This window comes from Micrococcus lylae NBRC 15355 (genome assembly GCF_001570885.1).
Taxonomy (GTDB): domain Bacteria; phylum Actinomycetota; class Actinomycetes; order Actinomycetales; family Micrococcaceae; genus Micrococcus; species Micrococcus lylae.
Window position 1 is genome coordinate 1 of sequence record NZ_BCSN01000049.1, and the last position, 19,824, is coordinate 19,824.

The 19,824-nt window shown below is 70.6% G+C and carries 22 protein-coding genes and 1 pseudogene; 4 read left to right on the plus strand and 19 right to left on the minus strand.

The window, feature by feature from the left end; genetic code table 11:
- Positions 1 to 61: 61 nt before the first annotated feature.
- Together MLY01S_RS13145 and MLY01S_RS12475 are read right to left on the minus strand one after the other, a co-directional pair.
- A pseudogene (locus MLY01S_RS13145) lies at positions 62 to 226 on the minus strand (transposase); the annotation flags it as partial.
- A 71-nt stretch (positions 227 to 297) separates the two neighbouring features.
- Positions 298 to 906: a hypothetical protein gene (locus tag MLY01S_RS12475; RefSeq protein WP_141756329.1), complete on the minus strand. Its 609-nt coding sequence runs from the start codon at positions 904 to 906 to the stop codon at positions 298 to 300.
- An 81-nt stretch (positions 907 to 987) separates the two neighbouring features.
- Between MLY01S_RS12475 and MLY01S_RS09565 the strand changes: the two genes are divergently transcribed.
- Positions 988 to 1,659 carry a DinB family protein gene (locus MLY01S_RS09565; RefSeq protein WP_082740066.1) on the plus strand — a complete coding sequence of 224 codons (672 nt, stop codon included), beginning with the start codon at positions 988 to 990 and terminating at the stop codon, positions 1,657 to 1,659.
- Between the two features lie 9 nt (positions 1,660 to 1,668).
- On the opposite strand, the gene MLY01S_RS09570 is transcribed toward MLY01S_RS09565, so the two are convergent.
- From MLY01S_RS09570 to MLY01S_RS09630, 13 genes are all read right to left on the minus strand, one after another.
- Positions 1,669 to 1,947 carry a hypothetical protein gene (locus MLY01S_RS09570; protein WP_067191534.1) on the minus strand — a complete coding sequence of 93 codons (279 nt, stop codon included), beginning with the start codon at positions 1,945 to 1,947 and terminating at the stop codon, positions 1,669 to 1,671.
- Between the two features lie 13 nt (positions 1,948 to 1,960).
- Entirely contained in the window at positions 1,961 to 2,674 is a 714-nt protein-coding gene (locus MLY01S_RS09575; RefSeq protein ID WP_082740069.1) for a RelA/SpoT domain-containing protein, read from the minus strand.
- A gap of 130 nt (positions 2,675 to 2,804) precedes the next feature.
- Positions 2,805 to 3,455, minus strand: a complete 651-nt coding sequence (locus MLY01S_RS09580; protein ID WP_067191538.1) for a hypothetical protein — start codon at positions 3,453 to 3,455, stop codon at positions 2,805 to 2,807.
- Positions 3,456 to 3,458: 3 nt separating this feature from the next.
- Positions 3,459 to 3,848, minus strand: coding sequence for a prevent-host-death protein (locus MLY01S_RS09585; protein ID WP_306301690.1), 390 nt, complete (start codon positions 3,846 to 3,848; stop codon positions 3,459 to 3,461).
- 288 nt (positions 3,849 to 4,136) lie between these two features.
- Positions 4,137 to 4,874, minus strand: a complete 738-nt coding sequence (locus tag MLY01S_RS09590; protein WP_135103337.1) for a hypothetical protein — start codon at positions 4,872 to 4,874, stop codon at positions 4,137 to 4,139.
- A gap of 179 nt (positions 4,875 to 5,053) precedes the next feature.
- Positions 5,054 to 5,332, minus strand: a complete 279-nt coding sequence (locus MLY01S_RS09595; protein ID WP_067191544.1) for a hypothetical protein — start codon at positions 5,330 to 5,332, stop codon at positions 5,054 to 5,056.
- 123 nt (positions 5,333 to 5,455) lie between these two features.
- Positions 5,456 to 6,514 (minus strand): hypothetical protein, encoded by a 1,059-nt coding sequence (locus MLY01S_RS09600; protein ID WP_067191546.1) that lies wholly within the window; start codon positions 6,512 to 6,514, stop codon positions 5,456 to 5,458.
- Positions 6,511 to 7,710 carry a hypothetical protein gene (locus tag MLY01S_RS09605; RefSeq protein ID WP_067191548.1) on the minus strand — a complete coding sequence of 400 codons (1,200 nt, stop codon included), beginning with the start codon at positions 7,708 to 7,710 and terminating at the stop codon, positions 6,511 to 6,513. The genes MLY01S_RS09600 and MLY01S_RS09605 overlap by 4 nt, the downstream gene beginning before the upstream one ends.
- Complete coding sequence (locus MLY01S_RS09610; protein WP_082740071.1) at positions 7,707 to 8,183, minus strand: PadR family transcriptional regulator; 477 nt, start codon at positions 8,181 to 8,183, stop codon at positions 7,707 to 7,709. The genes MLY01S_RS09605 and MLY01S_RS09610 overlap by 4 nt, the downstream gene beginning before the upstream one ends.
- A 224-nt stretch (positions 8,184 to 8,407) precedes the next feature.
- Positions 8,408 to 9,373, minus strand: a complete 966-nt coding sequence (locus MLY01S_RS09615) for a phosphotransferase enzyme family protein (protein WP_067191550.1) — start codon at positions 9,371 to 9,373, stop codon at positions 8,408 to 8,410.
- A gap of 170 nt (positions 9,374 to 9,543) precedes the next feature.
- On the minus strand, positions 9,544 to 10,185 hold the full coding sequence (locus tag MLY01S_RS09620; protein ID WP_067191552.1) for an energy-coupling factor transporter transmembrane component T: 642 nt from the start codon (positions 10,183 to 10,185) through the stop codon (positions 9,544 to 9,546).
- Positions 10,182 to 10,991 (minus strand): energy-coupling factor ABC transporter ATP-binding protein, encoded by an 810-nt coding sequence (locus MLY01S_RS09625; RefSeq protein ID WP_067191555.1) that lies wholly within the window; start codon positions 10,989 to 10,991, stop codon positions 10,182 to 10,184. The genes MLY01S_RS09620 and MLY01S_RS09625 overlap by 4 nt, the downstream gene beginning before the upstream one ends.
- A 14-nt stretch (positions 10,992 to 11,005) precedes the next feature.
- Positions 11,006 to 11,644, minus strand: a complete 639-nt coding sequence (locus MLY01S_RS09630; protein ID WP_135103336.1) for a biotin transporter BioY — start codon at positions 11,642 to 11,644, stop codon at positions 11,006 to 11,008.
- Between the two features lie 444 nt (positions 11,645 to 12,088).
- Here MLY01S_RS09630 and MLY01S_RS09635 point away from each other — a divergent pair, with 444 nt between their 5' ends.
- Positions 12,089 to 12,583: a GNAT family N-acetyltransferase gene (locus tag MLY01S_RS09635; protein WP_067191558.1), complete on the plus strand. Its 495-nt coding sequence runs from the start codon at positions 12,089 to 12,091 to the stop codon at positions 12,581 to 12,583.
- Positions 12,584 to 13,112: 529 nt separating this feature from the next.
- On the opposite strand, the gene MLY01S_RS09640 is transcribed toward MLY01S_RS09635, so the two are convergent.
- Entirely contained in the window at positions 13,113 to 14,816 is a 1,704-nt protein-coding gene (locus MLY01S_RS09640; protein ID WP_245232162.1) for a YncE family protein, read from the minus strand.
- Between the two features lie 305 nt (positions 14,817 to 15,121).
- Here MLY01S_RS09640 and MLY01S_RS09645 point away from each other — a divergent pair, with 305 nt between their 5' ends.
- Complete coding sequence (locus MLY01S_RS09645; RefSeq protein WP_067191560.1) at positions 15,122 to 15,688, plus strand: DUF421 domain-containing protein; 567 nt, start codon at positions 15,122 to 15,124, stop codon at positions 15,686 to 15,688.
- A 185-nt stretch (positions 15,689 to 15,873) separates the two neighbouring features.
- On the opposite strand, the gene MLY01S_RS09650 is transcribed toward MLY01S_RS09645, so the two are convergent.
- The 3 genes from MLY01S_RS09650 to MLY01S_RS09660 form a co-directional block, all read right to left on the minus strand.
- Complete coding sequence (locus MLY01S_RS09650) at positions 15,874 to 16,536, minus strand: 3-oxoacid CoA-transferase subunit B (RefSeq protein ID WP_067191562.1); 663 nt, start codon at positions 16,534 to 16,536, stop codon at positions 15,874 to 15,876.
- Positions 16,537 to 16,551: 15 nt separating this feature from the next.
- Positions 16,552 to 17,259, minus strand: coding sequence for a 3-oxoacid CoA-transferase subunit A (locus MLY01S_RS09655; protein WP_067191564.1), 708 nt, complete (start codon positions 17,257 to 17,259; stop codon positions 16,552 to 16,554).
- A gap of 177 nt (positions 17,260 to 17,436) precedes the next feature.
- Positions 17,437 to 18,813, minus strand: coding sequence for an MFS transporter (locus MLY01S_RS09660; RefSeq protein WP_082740073.1), 1,377 nt, complete (start codon positions 18,811 to 18,813; stop codon positions 17,437 to 17,439).
- An 86-nt stretch (positions 18,814 to 18,899) separates the two neighbouring features.
- Between MLY01S_RS09660 and MLY01S_RS09665 the strand changes: the two genes are divergently transcribed.
- Positions 18,900 to 19,772, plus strand: coding sequence for an IclR family transcriptional regulator domain-containing protein (locus MLY01S_RS09665; protein ID WP_135103335.1), 873 nt, complete (start codon positions 18,900 to 18,902; stop codon positions 19,770 to 19,772).
- Positions 19,773 to 19,824 lie beyond the last annotated feature (52 nt).

Sequence of the window (19,824 nt, forward strand, 5' to 3'; positions counted from 1 at the left end):
CTCGTCCTTGTGGTCGTCGATGTAGTCCACGATCAGCGCTGTGGGCGTCTCGAGCATCCGCCGCGAAGAAAGCCGATGCCGAGCGCAGGATCGCGTTGGCCCGCCGCAGCTCACGGTTCTCCTTCTCCAGTTCGGCCACACGAGAGGCCTCGCTGGTCGTGATCCCGGGGCGGTGGCCACCGTCGATCTCGGCTTAGCGCACCCAGTTCCGCAGCGTCTCGGGATTGATCCCGAGCTGCTCACCGACTCGGCGGAACGCTCCAGACCTCGTGGCGGGGTCTTGGCGGGCTTCGATGGTCATCCGCGTGGCGCGTTCGCGGAGCTCGTCGGGGTACTTCCGTGGTGCTGGCATGCTCTGCATCCTTCCGTTGAATCAGAGCCTCCACCAGACCCGGGGCGATTCAGTCCGTGCCACTTCACGAACGCGCACAGCAGGTCAACACGATCCGCGGAAGCCAACTCATACCTCACCTCCGAACCGATGCTGGGTTCTGCCTGACCATTCGTCAGCAAAGCGACATCAGAGAACGGAGTCTGAGGTCGTTCGGCCGGGGGCGCCATGGGTTCTTGAGCCCGGCGCAGCTCGTGCAGCACACGGATCTTGCCGTCATCGACGAGATTGTCCAGTTCATAGTCCGCCCCGAGAGCGTCAACGACCCGTGCCGCCAGAGACAATTGCTGTTCACGTGTCCTGGCCGAGGCGCCTTCGAACGCGTGCTGGATCAGGCCCGTGAGGTGCGTGGTCAGGTGCTGAGGAAGTGCTTCGTCCGGCACCGTGGAGAACGTGGGAGACAGCATCGTTGCCTCCGCCACGTTCTTGGCAACCTGCCTGGTTTCGAGTCGTTCATACACACCCGGTACGAGGTCGTTCTGACGGTTCTGCGAGGACGAGGCCGATCCGCTCATGCATTCGATTCTTGCATCCACAACCGACTCGATAGTGAGCTAGCTCTCCCCCGTCGCCGCTCACTGATCTACCCTCACCCCATGACCACACCCCAGAACCAGGCGCCCTCCGATGCGGAGGCGAGTGCCGTCGTCGGGAATGAGGGGCAGGGCTCCTCAGACCAGCCCGCTCCCCTGGTCCCCGCCGTCCCGCACGGTGCGTTTCTGGGCTTCGACGAGCACGGCCGGCCCGAACCCGCCGTCGCTGCTGGCGAGGCCGGCACGCTCCTCGGGTTCCTGGAGTTCCAGCGGGCCACGTTCCGGTGGCGGACGCAGGGGCTCACGGACGAGCAGCTGCGCCGCACGGTGGACGGGCACGCCTCGACCATGTCCCTCGGCGGGATGCTCAAGCATCTGGCCTTCGTGGAGTTCTTCTGGTTCGAGGTCACGGCGCTGGGAAGGCCGACGACGCAGCCGTGGGTGGACGTTGACTGGGACGCGGACCCGGACTGGGACTGGCACTCCGCGGACCAGGACGGCGCCGACGAGCTGCGGGCACTGTGGGAGGAGTCGGTGGCGAAGTCCCAGGCGATCGTGACAGACCTGCTCGGAGACGATGAGGCCGCAGCGCTCGCCCGCACGCACCCGGCCTGGGGCGGCGCCCAGGACGTATCCCTGCGGTGGATCCTCACCCACATGATCAAGGAGTACGCCCGCCACAACGGGCACGCGGACCTGCTGCGCGAGCAGATCGACGGGCAGACCGGGGAGTGAGCGGGCGGCTCAGCTTCGGTGGGCGGTGAGCTCGTCCAGGCGAAGAAGGCTGCGCAGATCGACCTTGGAGGCTCCGGCGAAGTACGTGGAGTGCGTGATCTTCACGGTCTCGAGAGAGTCCGAGCCGACAAGCACGATGTCGATGTGCCCGTCCTCTCGATGTTGCCGTTCGCGAGCGCTGTATGCCGCCGTCGCGGACTCCACATCCGTTCCGAACTCAACGACATCGATCAGCTCGTCACGGGCGTGGTCGAACACGAGCAGGTAGTGGTTGATCACTGGTTCCACCGTTCGCCTCCCTTCAGAGCCCAGCCTTGCGAAGTACACGCATGGCCTCCTCTCCAAGGTAGACCAGGCTGTCAAGGTCCTCCTGAGACGGTTCTGGGGCCAGCCCCTCGGCAAACGCGTCTATCCGCGAGACAACCGCCAGGTACCTCTGCAGAATGCTCGTCCCATCCTGTTTGTGATTGGTCCTGGTCATGCCGGACAGCCGCTCGACCAGCTGCGCCCACGCGTGCATCGGCGGAGTGCGGAGCTGAATCTCCACGAGACAGCTGTCCCATTCCACGACCACATGGACGGCCCGGTAACCGGACTCCCGTGGCTCGGACACATAGTCGCTGGATCGTTTGATGCGATCTCTCCACGTTTTCCGGATGCGTGCTTCCAAGAGCCTGAGCTGCTGGACGTCACTGACCACCACACGACAGCCGCCGATGTCCTGCATCCGGGACAGGTCCAAGCCTGATTCACGGATCAGCTTGTCCGTGATGGTCGGGACCTTCTTCAGGCGCTGCGTGACCTCACCGTCGATCTCCAGACTGCGGCAGAACCTGCGGAGGCCGTTGTTCACCTTGACCAACGGGAGGGCATGCCGGGCCCGGTGCTCCTCGATGACCGTCAGCGCGCTGTCCATTTCGTGCAGCCCCGCTTCTCCTCGCTGAAAGGCGCGGATGGTCGATCCTGCACGACGGACCGCGCCCTTGGAAGGAAAGCTCCGGGTGTTCCCACTCATGGTTCATGAGACTATTCAGGGCGGCGGACACGACAGCGCCACTGTGGAAAGCCAGCCCCGCGGCGGTGGACGTCTCAGACGAAGGCGAGTGCCGTCGTCGGGAAGCACTCGGCACGGCCCAAGCGCAAAGTCAGCACCGCGGCCGCCGGTCCCGGTGCCGCAGCACCAACCACGTGCCCAGGGCGGCCAGCCCGGCCGCGAGCAGCAGGCACACCACGCTGAAGCCGAGCCCCTCGGCGGCGCCCTGGGGCAGGCCTCCCCCGCCGGGGAGCAGGTCGCGCAGGAACGCGACCGCCCGGAAGCCCGCGGCGAACAGCACCCACGCCATGCCGAACACGAACGCCGCCAGCTTCACGCCCCGCCGCGGCGGCTCCGTGGCCCGGCGGCCCTGCCATGCGGTCATCCACTCACCGGACATCGGCGGCGGCACCGCCCTGCGGCCCCACGAGACGACCAGGCCCAGCGCGAACCCGCCGACCAGCACCGCCAGCAGGCCGGCCGTGATCAGCGAGTAGACGGTCGCCGCCTCGGACGGCCCCTTCGTCCACACCAGGAACGTCAGGAACGCGACCAGCGCCACCGTCCCCAGAGTCCCCTTCAGGGGGTAGTTCTTCGGCGTCACCGCGTGCGGTGTCCTCGTCAGGAAGTCCCAAGCGTCGACCATGAGGTTCCGGCGCGCGGCGACCAAATCCCTCCAGCCTTTCGCGGCGGCGTTGCTGGCGAAGACGATCTCGTACTCGTCACTGCGCGTCGGCCGGGGCAACCGGGGGTTCTTCGCCATGGATCAGGGCAGGTCCACGGGGATGTCGTCCTCGAGCCACTCGGTCTCGACCTCGCCCAGGCCGGCTGCGATCGCCTCGGCCGTCTCGCGCCAGGAGTGGAGTTCAGCCATCGTCAGATGGGGCCGCTGCGTGGAGAAGGAGGCACGGGCGGCGTTGAGCACAGACCGGGCGCACTCGTCACGTTCCGCGGGTGAGAGGGCGAACATCCAGGGGTAGTGGTTGGCCATCCGATCGGAGAGCGTCCCGTCGGTCTCCGTCGAGATCGCGATGAGCTGCGCGGCAAGCGCGAGCAGCTCGCGCTGGGCCTCCGCATGGGCCTCCGTCATGAGCACGAAGTCCTCGGCGTTGCGCCGGCTGACGCGCACCGGATGCTGGGTTGCGGCGTCGAACACTGCGGTGGAATTTCGGCTCAGGTCGGACGAGTGGAAGTGCTGAGGGACAGGCAAAGTCGACACCATGAGCGTGGGCCCTTCTCCTTCCGGGGCGTGCGGCAACGCACGGCGCGGGACGACGGACGGCAAGTCATTCAACACTAGTTCTGAACTCATGGGCTGTCCATCTCTTCAGTCCCCCACCCCGCCGACCAGACCCGTCGATGAGCCACACTCCGCCCCATCCACGCCCAGGCGTTTTCGCTGGCGAAATGGGAGGCGGGCTCAGGCCGACCACCGCGCCCGCGTTCACTCGCGCACGGCGTCCATCACGCCGACCATGGCGGCGACCTCCAGCCCCGCAGCCCCGGCCACCAGCCACGGAGGCGGGGCGACGGCGGCGAGATCGCGGTCGCCGAGCGGCGGACAGCGTCGCTGCCGTCGAGTCCCCCAGCGGATGAGCAGCACCATGGCACCCATGTAGAGGACCGGGACGCCGATGCCCACCACCAGGCCGAGCGGTGAGAGAGTCCTCTCCGGATCCTGGACGACACGGAGTGCCCACTTCACGGTCTGCTCGAACGGGAGCGCCCCCAGGGTCGCGCCGAAGACGCCGAGTGACACCACGAAGTCCCAGCGCGCCTTCACCATGGGGATCAGCCCCGTCTCGGCGGCGAACGCCATCTGCCATCGGCAGCGACGGGCATAGACCGTCATGTGCACCCCGAGGAAGAACAGCGCCGACCCGATGACCAGGATCGGAGCAATGCGACTGACCATCGGTGACCAGTCGCCGGTGTCCGCCGCGAACATGAAGCCCGTCAGAAGGTTGGCGAAGAGTGCGATGCCGTCGACGACCACGGTGCCGACCATGAGAATCCAGCCGAACACTCTGCAGCCGCTCGCCGCAGACCTGCGTTCCTCCCACGATTCCGGCGTGACCCAGTCGTACCCGTCTGGCGCGTCCGGCTTCTCCTCTTGGCGAGCCGCTTCGCGGTCGGCTTCACGCTCGGCTTCAAGGCGCGCGACAGCGTTGGACTGCTGCATCTGGTTCCCCTCCCGGTCAGACGGACCGGGCCCGTCACCCGGTCACTGACCAGTGAACCAGGTCACCAGCCGGCCCGCAGAGTTGTCCACAGGCCTTCTGCGGGCGTGCCCGGCGCAGCACGTTCCCAGCCCAGCGGTGCCCAGCCCAGCGGGCGCGCCGGCTCCGCACGCCTCTCCCCTTACGGGCGCTGCACGCGGATGCCGCCCCAGATCAGCAGCAGCGAGACCACAAAGGCCATCAGGCCGCCGCCGAGCCACGCGAAGATCTGCGTGTAGTCCTCGGCGAGCGCGGCCTCGCGCAGCGGGTCGCCGATGTCCTTGAGAACCCAGACCGCCCCGACAGCGACCGCCAGACCCAGCAGCACGGCGATGATCCCGACCAGCCTCCGGAAGAAGCCGGGGCGCCGTCGGGTGCCGCCGCGTCGGGCACGGCGCGTGCGTCGCTGTGACGATTCCATGGGCGTGAGCCTAGCGGGCGGCCCTGTATCCGCCTATGCCTGCGCACAGAGGCGACTGCGCATCGGCAGGTTCGACGACGGCCCCACGCCGCGCCCGCGCCGGCATCCGCACCAGATTTCCGTTCAGCCGTCAGCATGCTTCCGGACGGCGCCGCGCCACTGCACACCGGCCAGCACGGGGAACAGCACGGCTCCGGCCACACGCCACCACTGCACCGTCTCCTCCGGGGAGAGCCACTCGAACACGAGCATCCCCACCCAGTACGCGGCCACGGCGGTCAGCAGCACCGCGTAGAGCCGCTGCCTGCGCCGGGTGTCCGCCGGCAAGCGGGACGCATATTCCGCGGGGGTGCCGAACTCCTCGGCCAGCGTCCGGCCGGAGGCCTCCGCGTGCGAACGGGCCTCCTGGACGATCTGCCGGGCACGCTCGTCCGAGTAGCCCAACCGGCCACGCAGGGTGCCGCCGAGCACGAGGGCCCAGGTGCCGTCGTCGGGAATCTCCTGGGCCGAGGCGTCCCCGGTGCTCTGGTCCCGCGGCAGCAGCCGGAAGCCGAGCAGCCCCAGCAGCAGGTAGGCGCCCACCACGGCCAGCAGCCACGCCACAGACCCGGTGAACACCACAACGTCCTGCAACCCCGTGAACAGCAGCGCGGCACCGGTCGCGAGGAGCAGCGTGACCGCACCGGTCATCGCCACGGTCGCGGCGAAGGAACGGCGCAGGATCGTGCGCGACCACACCGTGATCACCACCGCCATCAGAGTTCCCAGCACCAGCGGCATCAGCAGGTGGGGCCAGGAGTAGTCGAGGGTGAGGCCGTCGAACGCCATGACCACCGCGAACGGGACCGAGAACAGCGCACTGATGAGCAGCGCGTTGCCCGGTACCGCCCGCCACGTCAGCGGCGACTCCACGGCCAGCACCGCCTCACCATCCTCGGCCAGCTCGTCCCGGCGAGAGCGGGCCCAGTCCGCGGCCGGGCCGAACAGCTTCTCCGGGCGCGTGCCCGAGACCTCGACGACGGCCACCGCCTCCTCGAGTTCCCGCACCATCACGTTCTCCCGGACGTCGTCCAGCACGAAGCGTGCGAACGCCTCTTCGGCCCAGCGCCTGTCCGACTCGAGTCCGCGGGCCTTGGTGAAGCGGGCGAGGAGGTCCTCCATGCGGGCATCGGCGGTGCTCATCGGGTGTCTCCTTCGGCGGTGTCTGCGGTGCCGGTGGTGGTGCGGGCGGACGCTCCGGCTGCGCGAGCCTGACGGGCGTCGCGGGCGGCCGAACGGGCGTCGGCCCAGGCGAAGCCGGCCGAGACCACGGTGCCGGCCACCACCAGCCAGTGCACCCAGGAGACGTCCCCAGACGGGACCAGGACGCCGAACAGCATGCCCACCACCAGAGTCATGGCGACGGTGAGGACGGCAGCCCGGTTGCGGGCGTGGTGCACGCGATCGCGCGGGATGCGGGCGGCGTAGGAGGCCGGGGAGCCGAACTCCTCGGCGAGGGTGGTGCCGGACTCCGCGGTATGGGCGCGGGCCTCCGCGACCGCCTCCGTGACGCGGTGCTCCGGCACGTCCGCGCGGGAGCGCAGGAGATAGGCGAGGCGGGCAGCCCATTCGTCGTCCGTCTGCGGGGTGGCACCCTGGTCCGCTGCAGCGTCCGGGAGGGCCCGGGCGGCAAGCCAGGCCAGGCCGGCGTAGACCGCGGCGGGTGCGAGCCAGAGGAAGCTGCTGATGCCGGCGAAGAGGATCTCGCCGAGAGCCAGCATCACCAGAGCCGTCAGCGCGATGAGGGCTCCGGCCAGGACCAGGACCACGCCGAACGCGACCACCGAGGCCAGCCGGCGCTGCAGCCTGTCCCAGGCCCAGAAGACGCCCACGCCGCCGAGGCCGATCACCGCCGGCAGCAGCAACAGGCCCAGCGAGAGGTCGGTGGTGAGTCCGTCCGCGATGAGGGTCAGGACGAGGGCGAGGACGGAGGCGACGGAGGCCAGCACGAAACCGACCGAGAAGACGTCCGCTGCCGAGGTGGCCGAGGAGTCCGTGAGCGAGGTGCCCTCGGCGGCGGCCTCCTCCTGGACCTCCGCGGCCCAGTCCTCCGGCAGGCCGAAGAGTTCGTCCAGGGACTCCTGCGCCTCGACGGCGACCGAGTGGGCGCGGGCCAGCAGCCGGTGACGGTGCGCAGGGGTGACCTGTGCGACGGCGAGGTTCCCGTCGGCCCGGCGGGCCCAGTCGGCGTCCTCCTCGCGGCCACGGACGTCAGCGAAGGAGTCCACGAGGTCGCGGAGTGCGCGGGAGACGGGGGCCCCGGAGGCGGAACGGCGGGCGATGCGGCCGCGACGGGCAGGACTGTCCTGGTGGTTCATGCGATCTGTCTGCGTGCTCATGATGTCCCCTCCTCGGTGGTGCCGGTGGTGTGAGCGGTGGTGCCGGAGGCGGCAGCGCCTGCGCCGGCCGATCCTGCGACGTTGTCCGCCGTGGCGGCCTGGTCGCCGACCGCGTCGCCGAGGCCGGCGAGCGCGGCGGCCAGGGCCTGGAACGAGGCGACGGCCTCGGCGTACTCGGCGCGGCCGGAGTCGGTGAGCTCGTAGTCCTTGCGGCCGGGGCCGCTCTGCCCCTCGACCCAGTGGGTGGTGACGTGGCCGGCGTCCTCGAGACGGGCGAGCACCGGGTACAGCGAGCCGCCGCGCAGCGTGCCGAAGCCCCGGGCGGCGAGCACCTGCCCGATGCCGTACCCGTGCAGCGGCCCGCCCAGGAGCGCGCCCAGGATGGCGGGCTCCAGGGCCGCCCGGACCCAGCCGGAAGGCCAGGGGCGGTGGTCTGCGTGAGGCGCGGGGCCGTCGTCGGGAAGCGGGGTCATGTATCTAAGTACAACTTGTACCTAGATCCGAATGCAACCCCTCGCCCGAGAATCACGTGAATCAGGGCCGCCACGGCGCCCTACGGCCCCGGCGCAGCCCTTGCGTGTATCAAACCTGGGTCGGATCGCCCCGATTCACCCCGGTTCAGCCCACCTTTGATACACGCAACGCCGAGGACCGGGGCCACCTCAGCCCCCAGACCCGGCCGGCCGCGGCAAGGAGGTCACCGCGGCAGCGGGAAGTCCTCCGGGGTCGCGACGGTGAGCGCGCGCAGGTAGCCGCCCTGGCGGGGGTCGGCCCAGGCGTCGGCGTCGTTGTCCTCGAGGGCCCAGGTGCCCTCCTCCCACAGCATGTGGTCCACGGCGTGCGGCCAGAGCTCGCGCTCCCTCTCGGTCAGGTCCACGTGGGCGAGGTAGGCGCGGGCGAAGGCGTCCCACTCCCTCGCATCCTGGAGGCGGCCGGGTGCGGAGGCGGACTCGTTGTGCAGCAGCACGGCGGCCATGGCCAGGTCGAACAGGCGCGGCTCGTTGCCGCCGTTGTCCGGGTCCACGAGCGTGGGGCCGTCCTCGGCGATCACCACGTTGGCCGCCTTGTAGTCAGAGCTCACGCCGGTGCGGGGCAGCTCGCCGGCGGCATCGGCGGCCTTGAGGGTGGGCAACGCCGTGTCCCACCAGCGGTCGGCGAGCGCACGGACGGCGGCCACGGCGCGGGCTCCCTCCTCGGCACCCATCATCTCCGGCAGCTTCTCGGACAGGGTCTCGAGGTCGCCGTCCACGTCGTCGCGGCCGGTCTCGGGGAACTCGTAGTCGCGCAGGGCGCCGAGCACGTCGGCCGGGAGCTCGGCGGCATGGATGCGGCCGAGGAGGTCGCCCAGCGCGGCGGAATCGGCGGCCGCGTCATAGGGACGGCCTGCCACGAACGGGTAGACGACGTACCACTCCTCGCCGATCTGCTGCGGATTCGACCGCTCGAGCCGCACCGGCGTCACCACACGCACGCCCGTCTCGGCGAGGGCGCGGGTCCAGGCGGCCATGGCGTCGGCGCGCCCGGCGGTCTTCTTCACCACCACAGCGCGACCGTCCGGGGACACGGCGCGGTGCACCGGCGACCACGGCGAGAGCGAGTCGGCGGACACCTCGGTCAGCCCGAAGGCGGCGGTGAGGTCGGCGGGGCTGGGCGAAGTGCTCATGAGCGTCCAGCCTAGCCGGGTCCGGCCCCCCGGAAGGCGCGCAGCCTACGGGGCATCCGATCATCCATCTCTCCGGATCTTCACCACTCGATCCGATTCTCATCACCCCTCGCATGATGACTTTCGTATCGAGTGATGAAAAACGGCGAGGCTCCGGCGGCCACCTCGCGTCACTCCACCCCGCGGGCGGCGAGGGCGTCGCCCACGTCGTCGGCGTGCCTGAGCGAGAGCACCAGCAGCGGCAGGATCCACGCCCACGGCGCCATCGTCACCCCGCGGGAGGCCTGCGCCTGCCGCACCTGCGTGGCCAGCTGCGTCAGGTGCCCCACAGCACTGAGCACCAGTCCCATGGCCAGCCCGACCCGCTCCGGCCGCACCCCACGCGCCGCCAGCCACGGACCGACACGGGGGATCCGCAGCACCGGACCCAGCAGCCCCTCAGCCACGGCCACCATGGCGGCCACCGGCGTGGTGCGGGTCAGCAGCTGCGCGCACAGCACGATCCCCATCACGCGCCCGACCGCCACCAGCGCCTCGCCCCACGGCATCAGCCACACCTGAAACGCCAGCAGCACCGCATAGAACAGCCACATCCCACGCAGGTCCGTGCCCTGCAGCCGTACACCGCGGCCGGGACCGAACGCGACGAGGAACCCCACCGCCACCGCCGCGAGCAGCACCAGGACGGGGATGGCCAACACCTGCAGCGGCGTGAGCATCAGCGCCAGGGACAGCACCGCCAGCGCGAGCAGCTTCAACCCGGCCGGGCAGCGGTGCAGCCACGAGTCGCCGGGAACGTAGAGGGAGATCATCGCGGCTGCCCCGCAGCCTCTCCCGCGAACTCCTGATCAAGGAACCGCTCGTACTCCCCCACCACCTGTGCGGCGGGCCCGTGGGCACGAAGGCGCCCGTCGTGGATCCAGACGGCCTCGTCGCAGTCGCGGGCCAGCTCCAGATCGTGCGTCACCAGCAGCAGCTGGAACCGGCCGCGCCCGGCCCCGCCGAGGAGCCTGTCCGCCACGATCCGCCGGTGCCGTCCGTCCAGCAGCGAGGTCGGCTCGTCCGCGATCACCACCTGCGGTTGCCCAACCATCACCGAGCACATCGCCAGCCGCTGCGCCTGCCCGGAGGACAGGGACAGGCACGGCCGGTCCGCCAGCTCGGTGAGCCGGTGCTCGGCCAGCGCTGCCTCGACCCGCCCGGCGACCTCGTCCTTGGCGAGCTTCCGCCCGGCATCGTCCCGCAGCGCCTTGACGGTCAGCTCCACGTCCTCCCGGACGGTCGGCATGATCGACTGCGCGGCCGGGTTGGCGAACACCATCCCCAGGATCCGCCGCAGCGCCTTCACGTCCTGCTCGGCGTCCACCCCGTGCACCGTCACCGTCCCGGACGCGGCCGGCACCAGCGCGGCGATCGCCCGCGCCAGCGTCGACTTGCCGGATCCGTTCTCCCCGATCACCGCCGTGCGCGCCGCGGACAGCGTCACCGTCACGTCCTCCAGCAGGACCGCGTCCTGCCCGGCCCCGGGGGCCGTCACCGTCAGGTGATCCACGACGACGGCGCGGTCACCTCCGGAGGGTGGGGCGCCGTCGTCGGGAAGGAGGGGGTGAGGGGTCACGGAGGTGAGCGTACTCAACGCAGTGCGCGCGGGTAGGCCTTCGCGAGGCCCACGACGAGGAGGGTGGCGAGGGCAGCCTTGAGGGCGTCGCCGGGGAGGAAGGCGACGTTGCCGAGGGCGGCGGCGTCCAACGGGACACCGGTGATCAGGGAGACACCGGGGATGCCGAACGCGTAGATCACCACGATGCCGCCGAGCACGCATGCGACCGCCGCGGCGAGGGCGAGGCGGCCGGTGCGGTCGGTGCGGCCGCGGAGCGCGCGGAACACCAGGCCGACCACGAAGGCGCCGAAGACCCAGCCGATCAGGTAGCCGACCGTCGGGCCGGCGAAGACGCCGAGGCCGCCCTTGCCGCCGGCGAGCAGCGGCAGGCCCATCGCGACCAGGGCGTGCAGCAGCAGCACCGACGCCGCACCGGCCCACGGGCCGAGGACCAGGCCGGCGAGCATGACGCCGAGGGTCTGCAGGGTAATGGGGACGGCGATGCCCGGCACCGGGATGCCCGGCATGACGCCGAGCACCGCGATCAGCGCCGTCATGACCGCGATGCGCGCCAGCTGGGGGCCGGCGGAACGGGACGTCGGGGACGCGGGGCGCCGGGTGCGCGGAGCGTCGCTGGAAGCCGGGGACGTGACGGTCGAGGCCATGGGCATCTCCTGGGGAAGACTCGAGTGATGAACGGCGTTCAGTGAACACCGTTCAGGGAGTGTACATCAGGTGTGCGGGGCGGGTGGCTCTCGCCGAACCAGAGACTTCGGCCGGTTCCGGCGGGCGTGAAGCCCTGCAGCGCAGCGCAGTGAAGCCGTGCGGGGCGGCGCAGCGATGCTGAACCGACGGTGCCGGCGGCGGGGCTCAGAAGTTCATCCCTCGATCCGATTCTCATCATGCGAGGAGCGATGGGAATCGGATCGAGGGATGAGGAATCTCGGTGAACCGTGCCTGCGCAGAGCCCACCCCCGCGAGGTCACGACCGAGGCGGGCGAGCCGGCTGAGGCGAGGGAGCCGTCGTCGGGAAGGAGTGGCCGAGCGGACGCAGCCGAAGGAACACCGCGAGAAAGGGGTGGAGGAGGAGATGTCCACGCCCGTAGGCTCGGCCCGTGACCGCGCAGATCTCCCTCCGGCCCCTCCGCGTGGACGACGCCGACGAGATGGCCCGCGTCCTCGCCGACCCAGGGCTCTACACCTTCACCGGCGGCGAACCGCCCACGGCGGAGGCCCTCGCCGAACAGTACGGTTTCCAGGTGCGCGGCTGGTCCCCGGACCGCTCGGAACGCTGGATCAACGACCTCATCGTCCTCGACTCCACCGGCGAGGCGGTCGGCTATGTCCAGGCCACGGTCCCCCAGGACGGCGGGCCCGCGGAGGTCGCCTGGGTGGTCGGCGCCCCCTGGCAGGGCCGTGGCTTCGCGACGACGGCTGCTCGCCTCCTCCTGGCACGCCTCGCCGGCCTGGGCGTGCGAGGGGTGATCGCGCACATCCATCCGGACCACGCCGCGTCGAACGCCGTGGCGCGACGCTGCGGGATGCGGCCGACCGACCAGGTCGTGGACGGCGAGGTGCGCTGGGAGGGGCCGGTCGCAGGCGGCGGCTGAGCGCGGCCGGTGGTGGGTCGCGGCTGAGCGCGGCCGGTGGTGGGTCGCCACCCGGCGGAGCGCAGCCCTGCGCTGTACCGCCCGGCCCTGCCCTGCGCTGTGCTTGCCGTCGGTGCGCTTCGTTCCGATTCGGAGCCTGCGAGAGGTGCTCCGAATCGGAACGAGGGCTCAATGGCGGAGACCCCGGAGCACTCGATCCGATCGGGAGCATGCCAGACGTGCTCCGGATCGGAACGAAGGCTGCGTCGGATCGGCATAGAGGCATCGGGGAGACGGGGCGAGGGAGCGCGAGCCACATGGAGATCCGGGGATGCTCCTCGGCGGCGCAGGCGCGGGCGCAGACACAGTCACGCCGGGGCCGCGTCCCCACGACACGGCCCCGGCGCTCTCTGCGGCTCCAGCGGACGTCCCCACGACATCCGCCTGGAATCCCCCGGGCAGCCCATCCCCACAACGGCCCGCCAGAGGGAGTCTGGTCACCGGCGGCGGAGCAGCGTGCGCACCGCCGCCGGAACGTGTTCAGACTCGATCAGTGATCGTGACCGTGGTCCTCCTCGGAGTCGTGGTCATGGTCGTGATCGTGGTCCGAGTGACCGTGGTCATGCCCTTCGTCATCGCCGTGGTCATGGCCGTCATGGTCACCGTGCTCGTGGCCGTCCTCGCCGTGGTCATAACCCTCGTGGTCGTGGTCATCCTCACCGTGGTCGTGGCCCTCGTGGTCGTGGCCATCCTCGCCGTGGTCGTGGTCGTGGCCGTGATCGTCGCCCTCGGAGGAGGCCGGGGCCTCGGGGGCACCGGTCACGACGGCCATCTCGGTCACCGGGCCGTCGAGCGCGAACTCGTCGACCTTCTCGCCCTTCACCAGGTCGATCACCACGAGCTTGTTGTTCTCCGCGTCGGTCACGTAGGCGAAGTCACCGGCGGTCTTGAGGATCGGGCCCGGCTCCTGCCAATCGTCCTTCTCCTCCCACTCGCCGATGGCGTCGATCTTCTTGACGACCTCGCCGGACTCCTCGTCGATCACGTTGAGCTTGCCGTCGTAGGTCAGGACGACGCCCTCGCCCTCCGGGCCGCGGGCCAGGGATCGGAACCAGTAGGAGGACCCCAGGTCCACGACCTTCATGGAGTCGTTGACCGAGTCGATGAGCGCGACCTTGGTGGTCCGCTCGACGGCTTCCTTCGGCTCCTTCTCCACCTTGTAGTCGCCCAGCACGATCGAGGAGTCGTCAGATCCGGCCAGGTTGCCGGAGCGCTGGAACTCCAGGCCCGGGTCGATCTTGTGGAACTCGCCGTCGCGGTAGACGATCGGGCCGTTCTCACAGCCGAGCACCACCACGTCCTTGCCGTCCTGCTGCTGGGCGGCAGCCTCGCCGTGGACGCCCGGGCAGTCCTCGGTCTTGGCGATCTCCTTGCCCTCGCGGTCCACGACCTTCACGGTGTGGCGCTCGTCCTCGTTGCCCTCCGTGGTCAGGACGCTGCCGTCGGCCAGCTCCAGGGCCACGCCGTGGTGTGCCGCATCCGTCGTCATGTCCTCGGTGACCGGGGTCAGGTCCGGGGTGGCCTTGTCCAAGTCGTCCGAGATGAAGGTGTTGATGGAGCCGGTGCCGTCGGCGAAGAGGTTGGTCTTGCCGTTGTGCGTCACAACGTGGCCGGCATGGTCGCCGGGGAACACGACACCGGTCATGCCGGGCTCGGACTCGTAGTTGTGGAAGTGATCCCCGTGCGCCTGCTTCTTGATGCCGGTGGAGAAGACCTCCCAGCCCTTCTCCGTGATCACCATGATGTCCTTGCCGTTGCCGGCATTGGACAGGCGCTTGAAGCCGGCCAGTGCCTGCTCCTTGAGCACGTCTCCGGTCTCGGCGTCCAGGAGGGTCAGGCCCTCGTCGTCGGACAGAAGGATGCGCGGCTTCACGGTCGCAACCTCCTTGGCCGCGGTCGGATCCACCCAGTCCGCCTCGTCCACAGAGGATGCGGCGGCGACGTCGTCGCCCGCCCCCTCGCCGTCCTTCGACTCCTCGGCGCCCTTCGAGCCCGAGGTCCCGGCGCCCTGCGACGCAGACTGGGAGGCCGAGGCGGTCGCGTCGGCGTCAGAGGCGTCGTCACCGCCGGCGCAGGCGGACAGCGCGAGGGCGGCCGCGGCCATGGTGGCGGCGAATGCGGAGAAGGACTTCAGGCGGTGCGTGGGGGCGACCACCGCGGAGGACAGGGCGTGAAGGTGCGAAGACTTGGTCATGGCTCTCAACTGTAAACGCTATTGCGTAGCGTTCGCAATATAGGCTCTGACCAGACCGTTTCCTACACGACGACGCACCGGAACCCGACGTTCTCCCGCACGAAAGCGTCTGGAGGCGACTGGGAGCGCCTGGAAGCGGCTGGAAGCGCCTGGGGACCCGCACGGCCTCGCGGGGCGACAACCACGCAGCCCCCGACCACGGGCGCAGTAGCGTGGACGAGCCGGGGTGAGCGGCCGTCGTCGTGAAGCCCTCCCCCACCCACCGCGGGCCGCCGGCCCGCCCCGAACCGAGCCGAGGAGCACCGATGACACCGCCGCAGGGATGGGGTCCCGCACTGACCGAGTCGCTGGGGATCGAGCCGTGGCGGATCCCGATCGTGGCGGCGACCGCCGTGATCGTCTACCTGGCGTTCCTGCTCCTGCTGCGCGTGTTCGGCGCGCGTCTGCTCACCGGCCTGTCCGCATTCGACACGATCGTGGTGATCATGTTCGGCGCCGTGGCCGGGCGCGTGATCCTCGGCCACCCGCCGACGCTCGCCACCGGACTGATCGGCCTGCTGACGCTGGTGCTGCTGGAGGTGGTCTTCGGGGCGCTCGCCGCCACCGCCCGTGGGCGGCGGGCCATCGCTGGACGGGCGAGGGTGATCGTGGCGCACGGCCGCGTGCTCGAGCCCGCCCGCCGCAGGGCACACGTCAACCGCTCCGAGCTGCGCTCCGCCCTCCGACGGGCCGGGGTGAGCTCCATGGACCAGGTCGCGTGCGTGGTGATGGAGTCCAGCGGCCACCTGTCCGTGATCCGCGTCGGCCAGCCGATCGACCCGGAGCTGCTGGACGGGGTGCTCGGCGCGGACGAGGTGCTCGGCCGGGGCTGACAGGACACCGGGCTGACGGGGCACCGGGGCTGACGCCGAGCCAGAAGAAACGGCCCCTTCCCGGACCTGGGAAGGGGCCGTTTCTTCTGGTTCGGGGCAGGGGCGGCCTGGCTCGGAGCAGGGGCGGCCTGGTTCGGAGCAGGGGCGGTCTGGCTCGGAGCAGGGGCGGCGCCGCGCCAGCCGCCTCAGACCCGCTCGAACCGCACGCCCGGGTGGGCCTGCTCGAGCTCCTCCCAGGTGATGCCCTGCAGCTGCCGCACCTTCACCACGCCGGTCTCGTCCAGCAGGAACACGCCGCGGTCCGCGTAGATGCGGGACACACAGCCGACTCCGGTGAGCGGGAAGGTGCACTCGGGCAGCAGCTTGGCCTGCCCCTTCTTGGTGAACAGGTCCATCATCACGTAGGTGTCCTTCGCGCCGATCGCCAGGTCCATGGCCCCGCCGACGGCCGGGATCGCCCCGGGCTTGCCGGTGGACCAGTTGGCGAGGTCGCCGGTCGCGGACACCTGGTAGGCGCCGAGCACGCAGACGTCCAGGTGGCCGCCGCGCATCATGGCGAAGGAGTCGGCATGATGGAAGTAGGCGGCACCGGGCAGCTCGGTGACGGGGATCTTGCCGGCGTTGATGAGGTCCGGATCCACGTCCTCGCCGTGGGCCTGCGGGCCGAAGCCGAGCATGCCGTTCTCCGTGTGGAGGGTGACGTGCTTGTCCTCCTCCAGGTAGTCGGAGACGGTGGTCGGCTGCCCGATGCCGAGGTTCACATAGGAGCCCGGCGCGATGTCGTCCGCGATGGTCTTCGCCAGCTGCTGCTGGTCCAGCGGGGTGTCGGTCTGGATGAACTCGCCCATTGCTTCCTCGCCCTCTCAGTTCTTCCCGACGACGGCGCTCGCCCGCCGCTGCATCTCACCGGAGACCGTGGGCACCGTCACGACGACGTCGGTGTAGATGCCGGGGGTGACCACGACCTCGGGGTCGAGCGGGGTCTCGAGGACCTCGTCGACCTGCACGATCGTGTGCCGCGCGGCGGCCGCCATGACGGGGCCGAAGTTGCGGGCGGTCTTGCGGTAGACGAGGTTGCCCCACGGGTCCGCGGCGTAGGCCTTGATCAGGGCGACGTCCCCGTGGATGGGCGACTCGAGCACGTAGTGCTTCCCGTCGATCTCGCGGACCTCCTTGCCCTCGGCCAGCGCGGTGCCGTACCCGGTGGGTGTGAAGAACCCGCCGATCCCCGCACCGGCGGCGCGGAGGCGCTCGGCGAGGTTGCCCTGCGGGACGAGCTCCAGCTCGATCTCGCCGGCCCGGTAGGCCTCGTCGAAGTGCCACGAGTCGGACTGGCGAGGGAACGAGCAGATGATCTTGGCCACGCGTCGCTCCTTGATCAGCAGCGCGAGGCCCGCGTCGGCCTGGCCGGCGTTGTTGTTGACCACGGTGAGGTCCGTGGCGCCGGAGTCCATCAGCGCGTCGATCAGCTCCATCGGCTGGCCGGCGTTGCCGAAGCCGCCGATCAGCACGGTCGCGCCGTCGGTGATCTCGGAGACGGCCCGGGCGGCCGTGTCCACGAAGCGGGTCATGGAGATTCCTTCGTCTCTCGCCGGCGGCGGCCGGCGGTGCAGGTGAGGTGTCCCGACGACGGACGTGGCCGTCGTCGTTCCCTCTCACGGTAGGCGGATGCGGGCGGAAGGCAAACAGACGTTTGCAGAGCGAACGACGGGGCCGAAGGCCCTTCCGTGTCCGTCACGGGACGGCCGTCAGGCGCGGCGCACGGTGGTGAAGCCGGTGGCCGCGATGCCGCCGAGCAGGCCCGCGGCCGCGAACGCGAAGAAGCCCCACGGATAGGCGATCCCGGCGGTCAGCAGCGCACCGCCCATCAGCGGGCCGGAGATCGCGCCGACCCGGCCCACGCCGGCGGACATGCCCAACGCGGTGCCGCGGACCTGCGGCGGGTAGTTCGAGGCGCAGAACGCGTAGACCAGGTTCTGGGCGGAGAACACGAACATGCCGGTCACGAAGACCACCGCGTAGATGCCCGCCAGCGGCAGCTTCACCACCAGGGCACACAGCAGCAGCGCCGAGCCGAGGAACCAGATGATCGCGGCATTGCGCGGCGTGATGCGGTCGCCCACCCGGCCGGAGACGAGCAGGCCCGCCACCGCGCCGGCGTTGAGCACGAGCAGGAAGCCGAGGGCGTTGCCGAGGTCGTAGTCCGCTGCCCGCATGATCTGCGGCAGCCAGGAGTTCAGGCCGTACACGAGCATCAGACCCATGAAGGACGCGATCCACACCAGCACGGTGTTGCGGCGGTACACGCCGGTCAGCAGCAGGGCCGCACCGGAGCGCTCCTGGCCCGGAGCCTGCTCCGGGTGCGCGTCCCCGTACGGGCGCTGCTGGGCCTCCGCCTCATGGGCGTCCAGGCCGTAGTGCGCGGCCAGCACGCGGGCATCCTCCGGGCGCCCGACGGCGTTCAGGTAGGCCGGGGACTCCGGGAGGTAGCGCAGCATCAGCGGCAGCAGCACCAGTGCCGGGGCGCCGCCGAGCCAGAAGAGGATGCGCCAGCCGTCCGTGGTCTGGGCCGCAGCCCAGAGCGCCAGCAGCGAGGTGATCACGGCGCCCACGTGGTAGCCGGTCATCACCATGGTGGTGGCGTTGGCGCTGCGCCCCCGGCGGGCGAACTCGGTGACCATCGAGATGGCCGTGGGCAGGCACCCGCCGAGGCCGAGGCCGGCGACGAAGCGCAGGACGCCGATCTGCCAGGCCTCGGTGGCGAAGCCGGTGACGAAGGTCAGCACGGAGAAGGTCAGCACGGCGGCCATCAGCAGGCGGCGGCGGCCGAGCCGGTCGGTCAGCCAGCCCATGGCGAGCGCGCCGATGGTCATGCCGATCAGCGAGGAGGTCAGCAGCCAGGTGCCGTTGGCGTTGGTGACGTTCATCGTCGGGTCGTCCGTGAGCTTCGGCATGGCGGCGCCGAGCACCACGGCGTCGAAGCCGTCCAGCAGCACGGCGATCCAGCAGAGCGGGGCCACCCAGCCCCGGCCGCGGAGGATCAGACGGCCACCGCCGTCGGCACCTTCTGCGAGGGGTGTCGAACGCGCCTCGTCCTGGGGCGAGGTCACTGATGTTGACGGCATCTCCGCCTCCTTCACAGGGTCTGAGCGACGCCCCGGGCGGATGTCGCGCAGATCACACCGTATGCCTCGCCCCGTGAATCGCAAACATGAGTTTGCAGTGCGCACAGATCGGCTACGGTGACGCCATGGAGACGACGACCGACCCGGCCCGCGAGGCCTCGGGGCACCCGCACCGGAACGAGTTCGTCCAGGCCCTGGCGACGGGTCTGGGAGTGCTGCGCGCATTCACGCCGGAACGTCCGGCGCTGACGCTCACGGACGCCGCCGAGGCGACGGGGATCTCACGGGCCTCGGCGCGGCGGATGCTGCTGACACTGGTGCACCTGGGCTACGCCGTGCAGGTGGGACGCACGTTCGAGCTGACACCGAAGGTGCTCGAGCTGGGACGCGGCTACTGGACCGGCCGGAGCAGGTCCGAGGTGCTGCGCCCCGTGCTGACGCGGGCCTCACAGCGGCTGCAGCAGTCCTGCTCGGCCGGGATCCTGGACGGAGCCCACCTGATGTACATCGCACGGGTGCACACCGAGCGGATCCTCCGCGTGAACCTGGACGTGGGCACGAGACTGCCGGCCTTCAACACCTCCATGGGGCGGGTGCTGCTGGCCGGCCTCGAGGACGCCGCCGTACGACGGGTGCTCGAGGGTTCCCCGCGGACCCCTACCACCGAGCTGACGCGGACCGGCGTGCAGGAGCTGCTGGCCGAGGTCGGCCGGGTGCGGGAGCAGGGGTACGCGGTGGTGGCCGGCGAGCTGGACCGGAACCTGGCCTCCGTGGCCGTTCCGGTGCGAGACGGCGGCGGCCGCGTGACGGTCGCCCTGAACACGGCACTGTCCACGGCGCCGGGGCAACTGGGGGCGGAGTTCTCCGCAGACGAGTTGGAGGGGGCCGTCTCCCGCGCCGTCCCCGTGTTGCAGGAGGCGGCGCGGGAGGCCGAGGCGGCCCTGGCCCTGGCGCACTGAGGCTGCGGCCGCGGGGCGGGGCCGCTGGGGCGGCCGCGGGGCGGGGCGGGGG